10 protein-coding genes are annotated in these 15346 nt (G+C 75.9%); 7 read left to right on the top strand and 3 right to left on the bottom strand.

Annotated features, from left to right (window positions below; all coding sequences use genetic code 11):
- Nucleotides 1-19: 19 nt before the first annotated feature.
- On the bottom strand, nucleotides 20-3280 hold the full coding sequence (locus tag D7M15_RS07885; protein ID WP_121520412.1) for a beta-N-acetylglucosaminidase domain-containing protein: 3261 nt from the start codon (nucleotides 3278-3280) through the stop codon (nucleotides 20-22).
- 547 nt (nucleotides 3281-3827) lie between these two features.
- Between D7M15_RS07885 and D7M15_RS07880 the strand changes: the two genes are divergently transcribed.
- The 5 genes from D7M15_RS07880 (at nucleotide 3828) to D7M15_RS07860 (ending at nucleotide 9165) form a co-directional block, all read left to right on the top strand.
- A complete protein-coding gene (locus D7M15_RS07880) occupies nucleotides 3828-4115 on the top strand; it encodes a hypothetical protein (RefSeq protein WP_121516837.1) in 288 nt (95 codons plus the stop codon).
- On the top strand, nucleotides 4115-6364 hold the full coding sequence (malQ, locus tag D7M15_RS07875; protein WP_121516836.1) for a 4-alpha-glucanotransferase: 2250 nt from the start codon (nucleotides 4115-4117) through the stop codon (nucleotides 6362-6364). Before D7M15_RS07880 ends, malQ begins: the two co-directional genes overlap by 1 nt.
- Nucleotides 6365-6488: 124 nt before the next feature.
- The gene (locus D7M15_RS07870) at nucleotides 6489-7325 is read left to right on the top strand and encodes a CPBP family intramembrane glutamic endopeptidase (protein ID WP_121516835.1); all 837 of its coding nucleotides are present in this window, start codon (nucleotides 6489-6491) and stop codon (nucleotides 7323-7325) included.
- On the top strand, nucleotides 7322-8500 hold the full coding sequence (locus tag D7M15_RS07865) for a histidine kinase (protein ID WP_240649180.1): 1179 nt from the start codon (nucleotides 7322-7324) through the stop codon (nucleotides 8498-8500). Before D7M15_RS07870 ends, D7M15_RS07865 begins: the two co-directional genes overlap by 4 nt.
- Nucleotides 8497-9165 carry a response regulator transcription factor gene (locus D7M15_RS07860; RefSeq protein ID WP_121516834.1) on the top strand — a complete coding sequence of 223 codons (669 nt, stop codon included), beginning with the start codon at nucleotides 8497-8499 and terminating at the stop codon, nucleotides 9163-9165. The genes D7M15_RS07865 and D7M15_RS07860 overlap by 4 nt, the downstream gene beginning before the upstream one ends.
- A 42-nt stretch (nucleotides 9166-9207) precedes the next feature.
- On the opposite strand, the gene D7M15_RS07855 is transcribed toward D7M15_RS07860, so the two are convergent.
- Nucleotides 9208-9936, bottom strand: a complete 729-nt coding sequence (locus tag D7M15_RS07855) for a carbonic anhydrase (protein ID WP_121520408.1) — start codon at nucleotides 9934-9936, stop codon at nucleotides 9208-9210.
- Nucleotides 9937-10259: 323 nt separating this feature from the next.
- Between D7M15_RS07855 and D7M15_RS07850 the strand changes: the two genes are divergently transcribed.
- On the top strand, nucleotides 10260-10505 hold the full coding sequence (locus D7M15_RS07850; protein ID WP_121520406.1) for a hypothetical protein: 246 nt from the start codon (nucleotides 10260-10262) through the stop codon (nucleotides 10503-10505).
- A 100-nt stretch (nucleotides 10506-10605) separates the two neighbouring features.
- Here the strand turns inward: D7M15_RS07850 and pepN are convergent, their stop codons facing one another.
- Nucleotides 10606-13206 (bottom strand): aminopeptidase N, encoded by a 2601-nt coding sequence (gene pepN / locus D7M15_RS07845; protein ID WP_121516833.1) that lies wholly within the window; start codon nucleotides 13204-13206, stop codon nucleotides 10606-10608.
- Nucleotides 13207-13677: 471 nt separating this feature from the next.
- Here pepN and D7M15_RS07840 point away from each other — a divergent pair, with 471 nt between their 5' ends.
- Nucleotides 13678-15333, top strand: coding sequence for a TIGR03767 family metallophosphoesterase (locus D7M15_RS07840; RefSeq protein ID WP_121520404.1), 1656 nt, complete (start codon nucleotides 13678-13680; stop codon nucleotides 15331-15333).
- The last annotated feature ends 13 nt before the right edge of the window (nucleotides 15334-15346 follow it).

The raw sequence follows: 15346 nt of genomic DNA, 5'->3' as shown, positions 1-15346 counted from the left end.
CCGCCCGGGACACACCGGGTCAGGGCTCCCGCGCGGGCCGTTCCGGCGCTTCCGCGCGCCCCGGCTCCCGGCCGCGGTCGCCCTCCCCGCCCCGCTCCCGCTCCCGTTCCGGCTTCCGTTCCCGCCCGCGCTCGCGGTCGTCCTGCTGCCGCACGGCGCGCACCTCCACCGACCAGAGGGAGTAGCCGAAGCGGGTCGCCCGCTTGTCCCCCTGCACCCGTACGAAGCGGGTGTCCGGCGGCGCGTCCATCCGTACGGTCTCCCGGCCGCCCGCACCGTCCCGTACGGTCGCCGCCGTGCGCCAGCGCCGCCCGTCCGGCGACACCTGCACGCGGTAGCGGCTCGCGTACGCGTCCTGCCAGTGCAGCCGCACCTCGCCGACCCGTGCCGCGCGCGCCAGTTCGAGCTGCACCCACGCGCCGTCCTCGGCGGGCGAGGACCAACGGGTGTCCGTACGGCCGTCGTTGACGCCGCCCGCCGGGAAGTCCGCCGTCTCGTCACCCGACGACGACGCCTCCGCCGTACGCGCCAGGTCCGGGCCGCCGACCGGCGGGAACGCCCGTACGGTCAGCGTGCGGCGCTCGTCGCCGAACGACACCGGCACCTCGTACGTGCCCGGCCGCACCTCCGGGCCCGCCGTCACCGTCAGCGGCACCTCGGCCGTACCGCCGCGCGGCACCGTCACCCGGCCCGGCGCCCGTACGGTGAACCCCTCCGGCGCGTCCACGGCCAGCCGCCCGCGCACCTCGACGGGGCGGTGCGCCTTCAGCTTCACGCCGATCTCGGCGGGCGGGCCGCCGATGGACGCGTACGTGTCGTCGCGGGACAGCGCCAGCGAGGCGTCCGGGGTGTCGGCGTACCAGGGCGTGATCTCGTGCACGACCGGCGCCTTCGAGTCCGCGCTCCAGCGCAGCCGCAGCGCGTCCGCGCGCAGCCCGTGCGCCGCCGCCTCCGTCGCGCCGCTGCCCGACAGCCGCCCGATGCGCCGCCAGCCCTGCCCCGGCACGTGCGCCTCGATGTCGGCGCGGGTGCCGCCGTCCTCGTCGGCCGGTTCGGTCAGCACCGTCACGGACGCCAGTTCGCGCGTCGCGGGCAGCCCGACCGTCAGGTCGTCCGGCGGCGCCGGGACGCGGGGACGGCCGCCGGTGGGCAGCTTCGCGAGGGGCGCGGCCCCGGCGCGGTACGCGGTGGCCGGATCGCCGTCCACGGCGTTCTCCACGGGGGAGCCGGGGCGCGCGGCGGGGCCGCCCTGGGCCTGCTCGTCGCCGAACGCGTCCTTCCGTACGCCCGTCCAGCCGTCCGCCTCCTTCAGCGCCCGGTCGACGAACTCCCGCAGCACGCCCTTGCCGACCGTCACGGACCCCTTCTTCGCGGCCTCGTCGCGCAGCCGCCGCACCTCCAGCTGCGCGGCCCACGCGGCGCCGCCGTCGCCCCCGGCCTGCGCGGCGAGCATGTCCACGGCCCGCTCGCCCGCCTCGCCCCACAGCGCCAACTGCCGCAGCCAGGGCCCCGCCTCGCGGCCGATCCCGGCGGGCACCCGGTCCCGCGCGCCGCGCATGGTACGGAAGGCGGCGCGCAGTTCGGCGCCGGGCTCGCGGGCGGCGGCGGCACCGGAGCCGCCGCTCCCGTACGCGGCCCAGAACTCCTTCATCGCGGGCCGCAGGTACGCCGACTCCTCGCCGTCGAGCATCGACGACGCGTCGTTCCCCGCGAGGGCGCGCACCGCCGCGCGGGTGCGCGGGTCGGGGCCCGCCAGGTCGTCGACGGCGGCGCGCCACGACGCGTCGGGCCGGTAACCGCGGGGGTTCCAGGCGTAGTCGGCGGCCGTGAAGAGGGGGATGCGGGAGACCGTCGGCTGCTCCATCGCGTTGGCCAGCACGGCGGCCGAACCGGCGGCCACGGCGGGCGCCCGGCCCTGGTAGGGGCCGAGGAACAGGCGGTCCGGGGCGTAGTCGTTGACGGGGTAGTTGTCCATGGTGGCCACGGGGTGGCCGGGGAACGCGTCCCGTACGTCGGCCAGTTCGCCGCCCGTGATGGTGCGCGGCACCACGCCGACGCCCGTCCAGGCCAGCTCCACGCCGTCGGCCAGCTCGCGGGAGAGCGCGGCGCGGTACGCGGAGCTGCCCTCCTGGTAGAACTCCGTCGGCAGCACCGACAGCGACTCCGCGCCCTCCCGCTTCGCCAGGTGCTCCGCCACCGCGTTGGCCAGCTCGGCCTGCGCCTTCGCGGCGGCCTCCGGCCCCCTGCCGTACCGGTCGGCGTCGGCGCCGCAGTGCCACTCGTCGTAGCTGACGTCGTCGAACTGGAGCTGGAACGCCCGTACGCCCAGCGCGAACATCCCGTCCAGCTTCCGCAGCAGCGCCTTGCGGTCCCCGGCGGACGAGAAGCACAACCCCTGGCCGGGCGAGACGGCCCAGCCGAGCGTCACGTGCCGGTGCGCGGCGCGCTGGGCCAGCTCGCGGAACTCGGCGCGCCGCTCGGCCGGGTACGGGTCGCGCCAGCGGGTGGCCTCGCGGTACTGGTCGCCGCCGGGCGCGTACAGGTAGCGGTTCTGCTTGGTGCGGCCGAGGAAGTCGAGCTGCGCGAGACGCTCCTCGTGGGTCCACGGCTGCCCGTAGAAGCCCTCGGTCACGCCGCGCACGGCGGCCGTCGGCCAGTCCCGTACGACGACGCCGGGCACGGTGCCGCCGGTCCCGTCCAGCAGCTGGCGCAGGGTCTGCACCCCGTGGAACAGCCCGTCGCCGCCCCGGCCCGACAGGGCCACCGTCGGGCGGCCCCCGGCCTGGCCGACGGCCAGCCGGTAGCCCCCGGAGGGCAGGTCGCCGACGGCGGGCGCGCGCAGCTCGCGCAGCGCGCCGTCCGCGGCGGCGCCGCCGAGACGGACCACGGCGCCGCCCCGCGGCGCCGGGCCGCCGGGGCGCGCCTCGTGCACGGTGCGGACACCGGCGTCGCGCAGCAGGTCGCGTACGGCGGCCAGGGCGTACGGGTCGGCGTCGGCGTCCGAGACCAGCGTCACCTCGGCGCCCAGCGGTACGGACGTGCCGCCCGCCCGCATCGCCTGCGGGCGCGGCCACACCTGCGGCGGGCCGCCCTGCCGGGACTCCCGCGCCGCCTCGTCGTCCGGGGCGTCGGCCACGCCGTCGGCGGACGGCGCGCCCTGCGCGGCGGGCGCCCCGCTGAGCAGCCCGCCGACGAACGCCGCGACGAGCGCGCCCGCACCGGCGCGGCGCGCGCTCCGGCGGACGCGCGCGTGCTTCGGGCCGCGCCGGGGAGGGGGCACGGCGGGAACGGCGGCGGGGGGACCGGCGGCGTCCCGCGCGGCGGCGGGGGTCGCGTCGGGACCGTCCGCTCCGGCGGCCCGGTCGACGGTCTCGCTGCGCGGCTCGCTGTGCGGCGACTGCACCACGGCTCCTCCGGTCGTGCGCTGCTGGGGGACGGCCCGCCCGCGCCGTACGCGGGACCGCGCACGCGCTCCCGTACGGGCGCGCGGGCACCCGCACGGGCGTACCGACGGCAGCCGGCGACTGAGCCCACCACCGCGTGGTGCCGCTGTCAACGAGAGTGGCCGGATTGCCCCCTGATGTCCCCGCGTTTCGGTGGCCGCGCGGGCACGGGCTGTGTCGGTCACCGTACGTGAGCGGTGCGCAAATCCTGGGGCGGGAATCCCCGTCCGCCCGGAATCCCTGCGTCCGGCGGCGCCCCGCACCGGCAAATCGCCTGCGGAACCATTGTGAGCCGAGCCACGTTATGTCTCGCGAGACGTCTGCACCTGTGCAGGCTGGGTAGGTCAGACCTCGACCCACGACGTCCACGAACGGAGGCCCACCGTGGCCGCGTCCGCCGAACTCCTCCTCACCGCCCTCACCCCGCGCAGCACGATCCCCTCGCCCCCGCTGAAACCCGGGCACGAGCCGGTGGACCTGTCCGGCGTGTCCGACCCGGACTCCGGACTGGACGGTTCGTGCACCTGCGGGTGCCCCGAGGCACCCCTCACCAGCGAGCCCCCGCTCGCGGACGTCGCGCCCCTGACGAGCGAGGCGCCGATCGCCGCCGAGCTGCCGCTGACCAGCGAGCCGACCGGCACCGGTTTCGGCACGGAGTCCGCGGACATCTGATGGACCGCCTCGCGCGGCTCGCCTCTGCACACGGTGTCTGCACGTCGTACGAGCCCGTGGCCGGGCAGCGCGTCGACGTGCCCGGCGACTCGGTCGTCGCCGTGCTCGCCGCCCTCGGCGTGGACGCCTCCACGCCCGACGCCGTGCGCCGCTCCCTGGCGCGGCACGAGCGGGAGTCCCGGCGGCTGTTGCCGCCGACCGTCGTGCTGCGCGCCGGTTCCGCGCGGAGCACCCTCCCCGCGCTCCCCGACGGCACGACCCTCCGGGTCGACCCGGAGGACCCCGACGCCGGGCACCCGGCCGGACCCGTCGCCGCCACGGGCGGTACGGGCACCCGCTCCCGCGACTGGACCCCGGGCACCCCGCTGCCCCTCGGCGCGCACACGCTGCACGCGCGGGCACCCGACGGGCGCACCGCGCGGGCCACGCTGCTCGTCGTCCCCGACCGGATCGCCGGACCGCGCGGACGCGGCGCCGACGGGCGCGGCTTCGGCCTGCTCACCCAGCTCTACTCGCTGCTGTCCGCGCGCTCCTGGGGCATGGGCGACCTCGGCGACCTCGCGGAGCTGGCGGCCTGGACGGGCCGCGCGCACCGCGCGGACTTCGTCCAGCTCAACCCGCTGCACGCGGCGGTCCCCGGCGGCGCGGGCGCGGCGGACGCCACGGACCCCTCGCCGTACCGCCCGTCCACGCGCCGCTTCCCCGACCCGGTGCACCTGCGCGTCGAGGCCGTCCCGGAGTACGCGCACCTGTCCGACGCCGCCCGGCTGCGGGCCGCCGAGCTGTCCGTACGGGCCGCGGGCCTGCGGGACGCCGTCCTCCGCGCGGGCGCGCGCATCGACCGGGACGCGGTCTGGGCGCTGAAGCGGGAGGCGCTGGAGCTGGTCCGGCAGGTGCCGCTGGGGCCGGGACGGCGCGCGGCGTACTGCGACTTCCTCGCCGCGCGCGGCACCGCCCTGGAGGACCACGCCACCTGGTGCGCGTTCGCGGAGGCGCACGGCCCCGACTGGCGGACCTGGCCCGCCGGCCTCGACGACCCGCGTTCGACGCGTACGGCGCGGGCGCGCCGTGAGCTGCTGGACCGGGTCGACTTCCACAGCTGGCTGGCCTGGCTGACCGACGAGCAGCTGGGCCACGCGCAGCGGGCCGCGCGGGACGCGGGCATGGCCGTCGGCCTCGTCCACGACCTGGCCGTCGGGGTGCACCCGCACGGCGCGGACAGCTGGGCGCAGCGGGACGTGTTCGCGGCGGGCATGTCGATCGGGGCGCCGCCCGACGCGTTCAACCCGCGCGGCCAGGACTGGGGGCTCCCGCCCTGGCGCCCGGACGCCCTGGCCCACCAGGGGTACGCGCCGTACCGCGAGGTGCTGTCCGGGCTGCTGCGGCACAGCGGGGCGCTCCGCATCGACCACGTCATGGGCCTGTTCCGGCTGTGGTGGGTGCCCGACGGCCGCCCGCCGACGGAGGGCGCGTACGTGCGGTACGACGCGGAGGCCATGCTCGGCGCCCTCGCGCTGGAGGCGCACCGCGCGGGCGCCGCCGTCATCGGGGAGGACCTGGGGACGGTCGAGGACGGCGTACGGGAGGAGCTGGCGGACCGGGGCGTGCTCGGCACGTCGGTGCTCTGGTTCGAACGGGACCATCCGCGCGACGGCGCCGCCCGCGCCCGTACGGCCGCCGAGCCGCCGCCGCTGCCGCCGGACGCCTGGCGGGCCGGTTGCCTCGCCACCGTCACCACCCACGACCTGCCGCCCGCGGCGGCGCGGCTGTCGGGCGACCACGTCGTGCTGCGCGACCGGCTGGGCCTGCTGGCGCGGCCCCTGCCCGTCGAGGTGTCGGCGGACGCGGCGGAGACGGCGGGCTGGCTCGGCCTGTTCCGGCGGCTCGGGCTGCTCCCGGAGGGCGTGGGGGACGAGGAGGCGGAGATCAAGGCGGCGCACCGCTTCCTGGTCCGTACGCCCGCCCGGATGCTCGGCGTCTGGCTGCCGGACGCGATCGGTGACCGCCGCCCGCAGAACGTGCCGGGCACCAGCGGGGAGTACCCGAACTGGCGGCTGCCGGTCGCGGACGGCGGCGGCACCCCGTACGGGCTGGAGGACCTGGCGGCCTCGCCGCGCGTGCACGCGCTGCTCGACGAGGTGCGGCGCGGTCTGGGCGCCGCGCCGCCCGTGCTCGCCGCGCCCACGCCCACCCCCGCCGTACCGTCCGCGCCGCCGCCCGCACCCACCGCGCCTGCCCCCGCCCCCTGACCGCCGTCCCCCGTGCGAGCTACGCGCAGGTGTCCTCCGTACGGTGACGATTCCGCGGCGCCCGATCCGTAGCGTTCGGCGCGGTCGCGGCGCCCCTGCCGCGGGGATCTGCGGAGGAGTCCTCATGCGAGTGGTGTGGCAGGTCTTGGCGGTGGTGGCGGTCTCCGCCGTCGGCGGTCAGGCGATCACGGCGGTGGAGGGCAGGCCCTGGCTGACCCTCGTCTGCGGCCTCCCGGCGGCGGTGCTGGCGCTGCTCGTCTACCGCTGGGTGGTGGGACGCACCGAGCACCGCCCGGTCACGGAGGTGGCGCGGGAGGGCGCGGCGCCCGCGTTCGGCCGTGGACTGCTGGTCGGCGCGGGCATGTTCGCGTTCGTCGTCGTGAACCTCGCGTTCCTCGGCTACTACGAGGTCGACGGCATAGCCTCCCCGGCGGGCGCGGCCGGGCTGGTCGGCTTCATGGCGGCCGCCGCGGTGACGGAGGAGGTGCTGTACCGGGGCGTCCTCTTCCGACTGGTCGAGGAACGGGCGGGCACCTGGCTCGCGTTGGTGCTGACCGCCCTGCTGTTCGGCCTGTCGCACCTGCTCAACCCGGACGCGAGCCCGTGGGGCGCCGTGGCCGTCGCGATCGAGGCGGGCGGCATGCTCGCCGCCGCGTACGTCGCCACCCGCACCCTGTGGGTGCCGATCGGCGTGCACTTCGGTTGGAACTACGCCGCGTCCGGCGTCTTCAGCACCGAGGTCTCCGGCAACGACACCCCGCGGGGCCTGCTCGACTCCGTGACGTCCGGCCCGGCGCTCGCCACGGGCGGGGACTTCGGCCCGGAGGGCAGCCTGTACGCGGTGTTCGCCGGGCTGGCGCTGACGGCCGCGTTCCTGTGGCTGGCCCGCCGCCGCGGCCACCTCGTCCCCCGGGGCGGGCGGGTCGCGCGGGTTGACACCACGCATAGCCTTTCCCGGTGATCCAGCTTCGGCGGCTTCGGGAAGAGACGCTGCGGCGGGTCCCGGAGCCGTGGCGCCGGGCGCCCGTCGAGGTCCGCGACCTCCCCCCGGGGCTCGCCCTTCTCGCCGCGTCGCTCGTGCCCTCGTTCCACCACTACGGGACGCTGCTCGGCCGCGTACCCGACCGCTCCTTCGACGCCCTCGCGGTGGTGGCGGTGGCCCTCCAGACGCTGCCGCTCGCCGTACGCCGCAGGTGGCCCGCCGCCTGCCTCGCCCTGGTCTGCCTCGGCTTCGCGCTCGACCAGATCCGCGGCTACCACACGGTGGCGGGCACCGGCCTGTCCCTCGCGCTGCTCAGCGCGGGCTGCCATCTGGAGTGGCGTCGGCACACGGTGGGTCTGGTGCTCTCGGCGGCGTACGTGCCGATGGCGTACGAGGTGCACCGGCGCGGTACGGACGCCTCCGTCGCGGAGTTCGTGTCGTTCTACCTGGTGCTCGTCCTGGTGTGGGGCATCGGCACCTGGCTGCGGTCCGTCCGCGCAGCGGAGGCCGACCGCCGCCGCCGGGTCGCGGAGGAGAGCCGCGCGGCCGAACGCACGCGCATCGCCCGGGAGTTGCACGACGTGGTGACGCACCACGTGACGGCGATGGTCGTCCAGGCCGAGGCGGCCCGCTATCTGACGGCCGCGCCCGACCGGCTCGACGAGACCCTGACCGCCGTCAGCGACACCGGCCGCCGGGCCATCACCGACCTGCGGCACCTGCTCGACCTGCTCAACCCGGACCACTCCGGCGGGGTCCGCGCCCCGTCCGTCGGCCGCATCCGCACGCTCGTCGAGGAGACGCGGCAGGCGGGCCAGCCGGTGGAGTTCACCGAGGAGGGCACGCCGCCGGAGTCGACGGGCAGCGCCGAACTCGTGGCGTACCGGGTGGTGCAGGAGGCCCTGACGAACGCGCTCAAGTACGCGCACGGCAGCCGTACCTCGGTGGACGTGCGCCATGGCGGGAGGGAGATCACCGTGGAGGTCGGCACCGACGGCTCCGGCACGGACACCGCGTCGCCCGGCGGCAGCGGGCGCGGCCTGGACGGGCTGCGGGAGCGGGTCGGCGTCCTCGGCGGCGACTTCAGCGCGGGTCGGCGGGCGGGCGGCGGCTTCCACGTACGGGCGCGCATACCCGCCGGGAAGCCCTCGTGAGCGGCGCGGCCCCGATCCGGGTGCTGGTCTGCGACGACCAGGTGCTGGTCCGTACGGGCCTCGTCACCATCATCGACGCGCAGCCGGACCTGGAGGTCGCGGGCGAGTGCGGCGACGGGCGTACGGCCGTGGACCTCGCGGTGGAACTCCGCCCGGACGTCGTGGTGATGGACGTGCGCATGCCGGTGCTCGACGGCATCGAGGCGACGCGCCTGCTGGCCGGGGCCGGGGTGGCGCACCCGGTGAAGGTGCTGGTGGTGACGACGTTCAACCTGGACGAGTACGTCTACCAGGCGCTGCGCGCGGGGGCGAGCGGCTTCCTGCTGAAGGACGCGCCGCCCGTCCAGCTGCTGCACGGCATCCGTACGGTCGCCACCGGCGCCGCCCTGCTGGACCCCGAGGTGACGCGGCGGCTGGTCGGCACGTACGCCGCCCGCATCCGGCCCGCGGACGGCGCGGCGGCCGAGGACGTACCGCTGACGCCGCGCGAGCTGGAGGTGCTGCGGCTCCTCGCGGACGGCTTCTCCAACAGCGAGATCGCGGCGGCGCTGCTGATCAGCCAGGAGACGGTGAAGACGTTCGTGTCCCGCATCCTCACCAAGCTGGACCTGCGGGACCGGGTGCAGGCGGTCGTGTACGCGTACCGGCACGGCCTGGTCACCTGAACCCGGCCGTCCCGCGCCCGGCCGCCCGCCCCCGCTCCCGGCTCAGTCCAGCCGGTGCACGCGCTGGTCGGTCAGCTCGTAACGGGCCCCGGCGACGGCCAGTTCACCGGCGGACACCTTCGCGGCGAGGTCCGGCTCCGCGAGGAGGCGGGAGCGCACCAGCCGTACGTTGGCGTCGATGGTCGCGTCGACGCGGGCGTCCCCCTCCTGGTCGCGGTCGATGGCCGGGGCGATCTGGTCGGCCAGGTACTGGATGTGGGCGGGGAGCTCCTCCCCGCTCTCGTCGGCCGCGACGGCGGCGCCGACCGCGCCGCACGACTGGTGGCCGAGCACCAGGACCAGGGGGATGCCGAGTTCCAGCACGCCGTACGCGATGCTGCCGAGCACCGCCTCGTCCAGCACCTCACCGGCGCTGCGCACGGTCAGCAGGTCGCCCAGCCCCTGGTCGAAGACCAGCTCCGGCGGGACGCGCGAGTCGACGCAGCTGAGGACGACGGCGAACGGGTGCTGGCCGGTGACCAGTTCCTCCCGTACGGCGCGGGTCTCGTGCGGGTGCCGTTCGCGGTACGAGCGCCAGCGCGCGTTGCCCTCCGCGAGCGCGCGCAGGGCCGCCCCCGGGGTGGTGGGGCGCGGGGGGCGCGGCGGCGCCGTGGGGGCCGGGGAGGCGGCGGCGGGGGAGGCGAGGGCGAGCCCGGCGCCGAGCGCCGCGGCGCCGGTCAGCGCGCCGCGCAGGACGGAGCGGCGGAGCGGGGCGCCGGGGTGCGGCGCTATGTCGCCCGGCGTGGGGGCGGAGTGTGCGGAGGTGGTGGTCACGGACCGATCCGACGCACCCGGGGCCCGTGGCACCAGACCTCGCACCAAGTCATGGGCATAGCTTTGGCGACCCGTGGCGATGCGTTGGCCATTCCTTGGCCCGCGCGCCCCGGTGCGGGCACGTATGCGCGCGTACGCCCGTTGTGCCCGGTGCGGAGGGCACGTTCCCGCTCCGTTCCCACCCCGTTCACCGTGCGTACGGCCCGCCCGGCGGGCCGTGGGCCGGGCCACGCCGCTTACGCGACCCCGGGCGCGCGCCGGAGGCGGGCGTTCGTTACCGTCTGAGCGTGGCAAACAAGAAGAACGCGTTGCGCGCAGGCACCCTCACCGCCGGGACGGCTGCCCTGCTGTTCATGTCGTCCCCCGCCTTCGCCGTCACCCGCGACGACGGCGACGACCCGGGCCCCGGCCTGAGCGTCCTGGAGACCCTCAGTGTCTTCGTGGGCCTGCCCGTGCTGCTGTTCCTGGTGATCGCGGGCCTGGTCGTCGTGAGCGACAAGTCCCGCAAGCAGCAGCCGAACAGCTGACGCCGCGGGCGCCCGCTCCGGCGACCGCCCGTACGGACACCACCTCGGCCCCTGCGGGCGCGAGGCCGGTACCCACCGGCCGCGCGCCCGCTCCGCCGTGTCAGCTCGCGCCGCCCCCGGCCGCGCCACCCGCGGCGGCGTCCGCCGCCCGTGCCCGCAGCGCGCGCTCCACGCCCGCGCGCGACTCCGTCACCAGCCGCCGCAGCGCGGCGCCCGGCTCCGCCGACGCCAGCCAGGCGTCGGTCGCGTCCAGCGTGGCCTGCTCGACCTGGGCCGCCGGGTACAGCCCCACGGCCACCTGCTGCGCCATCTCGTGGCTGCGGGTCTCCCAGACGTCCTTCAGCGCGGCGAAGTACCGCTCGGTGTACGGCGCCAGCAGCTCCGTCTGCTCCGTCTGCACGAAGCCGCCGATGACCGCCTCCTGGAGCGCGTTCGGCAGCTTGTCGCTCTCCACCACCGACGCCCACGCCTCGGCCTTCGCCTCCGCCGTCGGCAGCGACGCCCGCGCGGACGCGGCGTGCCGCTCGCCCGCCGAGGTCGCGTCCCGGGCCAGCTCCGCGTCGACGCGCGCGCCGTCCGCGCGGCCCGTCGCCGTCAGCCGCAGCAGCAGCGACCAGCGCAGGTCGGTGTCGACGGCCAGCCCGTCCACGGACCGGGAGCCGTCCAGCAGCCCCTCCAGCAGGCCCAGTTGCTCGTCCGTACGGGCCGTGCCCGCCAGCGCCCGCGCCCACGCCAGCTGGTGGTCGCTGCCCGGCTCGGCGGCACGCAGCCGCTCCAGCGCGAACTCCGACCAGCGCGCCAGCCCGGTCGGCCGCCAGTCCGGCGCCGCGTACAGGTCGAGGGCCAGCTTCACCTGCCGCTGGAGCGACTGCACCAGGCCGATGTCCGACTCCTTGGCGATCCCGGCGAGCACCAGCTCCAGGTAGTCGCGGGTGGCCAGTTCGCCGTCCCGCGTCATGTCCCAGGCGGAGGCCCAGCACAGCGCGCGCGGCAGCGACTCGGTGAAGTCACCGAGGTGCCGCGTGACGGCCTCCAGCGACGCCGGGTCCAGCCGGACCTTGGCGTACGACAGGTCGTCGTCGTTGAGCAGGACGACCGCCGGGCGGGGGCGGCCCGCCACCTGCGGTACGTCGGTGAGCGGCCCGTCGACGTCCAGCTCGATCCGGTCGGTGCGCACCAGCCGTCCGTCGACCAGGTCGTACAGGCCCACGGCGACGCGGTGCGGCCGCAGCGTCGAGGTGCCCGCGGCGCCCGGCGGGAGGGCGGGGGCCTCCTGGCGTACGGCGAACGAGGTGATCGTGCCGTCCGGGGCCGTCTCGATCTCCGGGCGCAGGACGTTGATCCCGGCCGTCTCCAGCCACGCCTTCGACCAGGTCCGCAGGTCCCGCCCGGAGGTCTCCTCCAGCGCGTCCAGCAGGTCGGACAGGCGGGTGTTGCCCCACTCGTGCCGCCGGAAGTACGCCTGCACGCCGCGGAAGAACTCGTCCACGCCGACGTACGCGACGAGCTGCTTCAGCACCGACGCGCCCTTGGCGTACGTGATGCCGTCGAAGTTCACCAGGACGTCGTCCAGGTCGCGGATCTCCGCCATGATCGGGTGCGTGGACGGCAGTTGGTCCTGCCGGTACGCCCAGGTCTTCATCTGGTTCGCGAAGGTGGTCCAGGAGTGCGGCCACCGGCTGCCCTCCGCGTGCGCGAGGCACGCGATGGAGGTGTACGTGGCGAACGACTCGTTCAGCCACAGGTCGTTCCACCACTCCATGGTGACCAGGTCGCCGAACCACATGTGCGCCAGCTCGTGCAGGATCGTCTCGGCGCGCACCTCGTACGCCGCGTCCGTCACCTTGGACCGGAAGACGTACTGGTCGCGGATGGTCACCGCGCCCGCGTTCTCCATCGCCCCGGCGTTGAACTCCGGCACGAACAGCTGGTCGTACTTCTCGAAGGGGTACGCGTAGTCGAACTTCTCCTGGAACCAGTCGAAGCCCTGCCGCGTGACCGCGAAGATGTCCTCCGCGTCGAGGAACTCGGCCAGCGACGGACGGCAGTAGAGCCCCAGCGGCACCAGCCGCCCGTCCTCGCCCTCCCAGCTGGAGTGCACGCTGTGGTACGGGCCGACGATCAGCGCCGTGATGTACGAGGAGATCCGCGGCGTGGGAGCGAAGCGCCAGACCGCGCCCGAGTCGCCCTCGGGCTCGGGCGTCGGCGAGTTGGAGATCACCACCCAGCCCTCGGGGGCGCGTACGGTGAACGCGAACGACGCCTTGAGGTCCGGCTGTTCGAAGCTGGCGAAGACACGGCGGGCGTCCGGCACCTCGAACTGCGTGTAGAGGTACGCCTGTTGGTCCACCGGGTCGACGAACCGGTGCAGTCCCTCACCGGTGTTGGTGTACGCGCAGTCCGCGACGACGCGCAGCTCGTTGGCGCCCGCCGCCAGCCCGTCGAGCGCGATCCGCGAGTCAGCGAAGACCTTCCCCGGGTCCAGGGCCGCGCCGTTCAGCACCACCTCGTGGACGGTCGGCGCCACCAGGTCGATGAACGTGTCGCCCGCCTCGGCCGCGTCGAAGCGCACCGTCGTCCGCGACCGGAACGTGCCCCCCTCCTGCGCGCCGCTCAGGTCCAGCTCGATCTCGTACGCGTCCACGGTCAGCAGCCGCGCCCGCTCCTGTGCTTCCGCGCGGGTCAGATTCGTCCCAGGCACGTGGTCATCTCCCTCTCCCTCTGCAAAGACGTTCGCGTCATCCTTCCATGCGGTCCCGGGCCGACGCGGTGACATTTCCCCCGCGCGCGGAGCCGCCGCGCACCCGCCCCGGACCCCTACGCCGCGGGTACGCCCCGCTCACCGCGTACGGCGCCGCCCTCGGCCGCGGGTGAACTCCGCATGAGCGGCGGGACACGCGGCGGGGTGCGGGGCATGGCGAACGCGAAGAACGGTGATCCAAGAACGGAGATGGGCGCCACCCGTTCCCGCGTCGTTAAAGCGCAGGCCATCCGCGCTGCCAAACATCCCGAGTGGGTGGGGACCAGCCCGCCCGCACACGCCGCGTTCGCACTCGGGAGACCGCGCATGTCCGGCAGAAGCCGTACGCAGACCCCCACGTCCGCCCCCCACGCAGCCGCCCCCACCCCCCGTTCCCCCGGCGGCCTCCTGGAGCGCCGCCGGCTCCTCACCATGGCTGGCGCCGCGGGCGCCACCGCCGGTCTCGGCGTCGTCCTCGGCCCCGCGGGCGGCTCCGCCACCGCCGGGCCGCCCGCCGCCGCCCGTGCCGTACCCGGCCCGCGGCGGATGGCCGCCGCCGCGGCGGCCGAGCACCCCTCGGCCACCGGCACGACCCTCCACTCCGTCGCCACCCCGCAGGGGGGCGGCGGCTACCGGCGGCTCGGCGACGGCCCCGGCTGGGACCGCGTGGTGCGCGCGGAGCTGGCGGCGCCCTCGGCGGGGCGCGCGGACACGCGTACGGCGCTCGCGTCGTTCGCGCAGTTCACCGACCTGCACATGGTGGACGTGCAGCACCCGCTGCGGTACGAGTACCTGCGGGCCGAGACGGCCAGCGCCTGGCGCCCGCAGGAGGCCCTGTCGGTGGCGGGTGTCGTCTCGCTCATCGAACGGGTCAACTCCCTGCCGGGCGGCCCCGCGACGGGTGCCCCGCTGTCGTTCGTGATGACCACCGGCGACAACACCGACAACAACTGCACGGCCGAACTGGAGTGGTTCCTCACCGCGATGAGCGGCGGCCGGATCACCCCGAACACCGGGGACTCCCGCGCGTACGAGGGCGTGCAGAACTCCGGCCTGGAGCTGTACTGGCAGCCGGACTCCGCGCTCCGCGACGGTGACAAGCAGCTCGGCTTCCCGCGCCTCGACGGCTTCCTGGAGGCCGCGATCCGCGAGGTGCGCAGCCCCGGGCTGGCCCTGCCCTGGTACTCCACGGTCGGCAACCACGACCTGCTGCCCGGCGGCTGCTACGCCTCGGCCGACCCGTTCCTCACCGAATTCGCCGTCGGCGGGCGGAAGTTGTACGACCTGCCGCGCGCCGAGGGCGCCGCCCTGTGGAAGCAGGTGCGCAAGGGACGCGACCCGAAGGGCGAGCAGTACAAGGAGCTGCTGCGTACGCACCGCGCCGAGCTGCGGGCCGTGACGCCGGACCCGGGGCGGGCGCCGTTCACGCCGCGTGAGTACCTGGCCGCGCACCTCGACCCGAGGTACACCGGGCCCGGCCCGGTCGGCCACGGTTACACCGAGGCGAACCTCGTGGAGGAGCGCGCCTACTACTCGTTCCGGATATCGGACGACGTCGTCGGCATCAGCCTGGACACCACCCGGCGCGGCGGCCACTACGAGGGCCGCGTCGGCCCCGGCCAACTCCGTTGGCTGGAGCAGGAGTTGAAGCGGCACCGGGACGACTGGGTGCTGGTGTTCAGCCACCACACCTCGGACAGCACCCCCGACGGGGGCGCCGAGCTGACCGACCTGCTCGGGCGCAACCCGCACGTGCTGGCCTGGATCAACGGCCACGGCCACCGCAACAGCGTCACGCCGCACGGCACGTTCTGGGAGGTCTCCACGGCCTCGCACATCGACTTCCCGCAGCTGGCCCGCACCATCGAGCTGACCGACAACGGCGACGGCACCCTGTCCCTCTTCACCACCCTCATCGAGTCCGCCGCCCCGCACCGCACCGACCACGCCGACCTCTCGCAGGCCGGACTCGCCTCCCTCTACCGGGAGTTGTCCTTCAACGCGCCCGGCCGCCGTACGGAACTCGCGGGGGAGGAGGGCGACCGGAACACCGAACTGGTGCTGCGGAAGCCGAAGAAGAGGGTGTGACCCGGCACCCCCG

Origin of the sequence: Streptomyces sp. Z26 (genome assembly GCF_003665095.1) — a bacterium.
In the GTDB taxonomy this organism is placed as follows: Bacteria; Actinomycetota; Actinomycetes; order Streptomycetales; family Streptomycetaceae; genus Streptomyces; species Streptomyces phytohabitans.
Note: the sequence above shows the minus strand (reverse complement) of the source record. Positions and strands in the feature narration are given on the sequence as shown.

What these genes read in the sequence shown, in the direction of transcription:
- malQ (WP_121516836.1), top strand. Translation starts at nt 4,115, where the DNA reads ATGGACCGCCTCGCGCGGCTCGCCTCTGCACACGGTGTCTGCACGTCG.
- D7M15_RS07870 (WP_121516835.1), top strand. Translation starts at nt 6,489, where the DNA reads ATGCGAGTGGTGTGGCAGGTCTTGGCGGTGGTGGCGGTCTCCGCCGTC.
- D7M15_RS07840 (WP_121520404.1), top strand. Translation starts at nt 13,678, where the DNA reads ATGGCTGGCGCCGCGGGCGCCACCGCCGGTCTCGGCGTCGTCCTCGGC.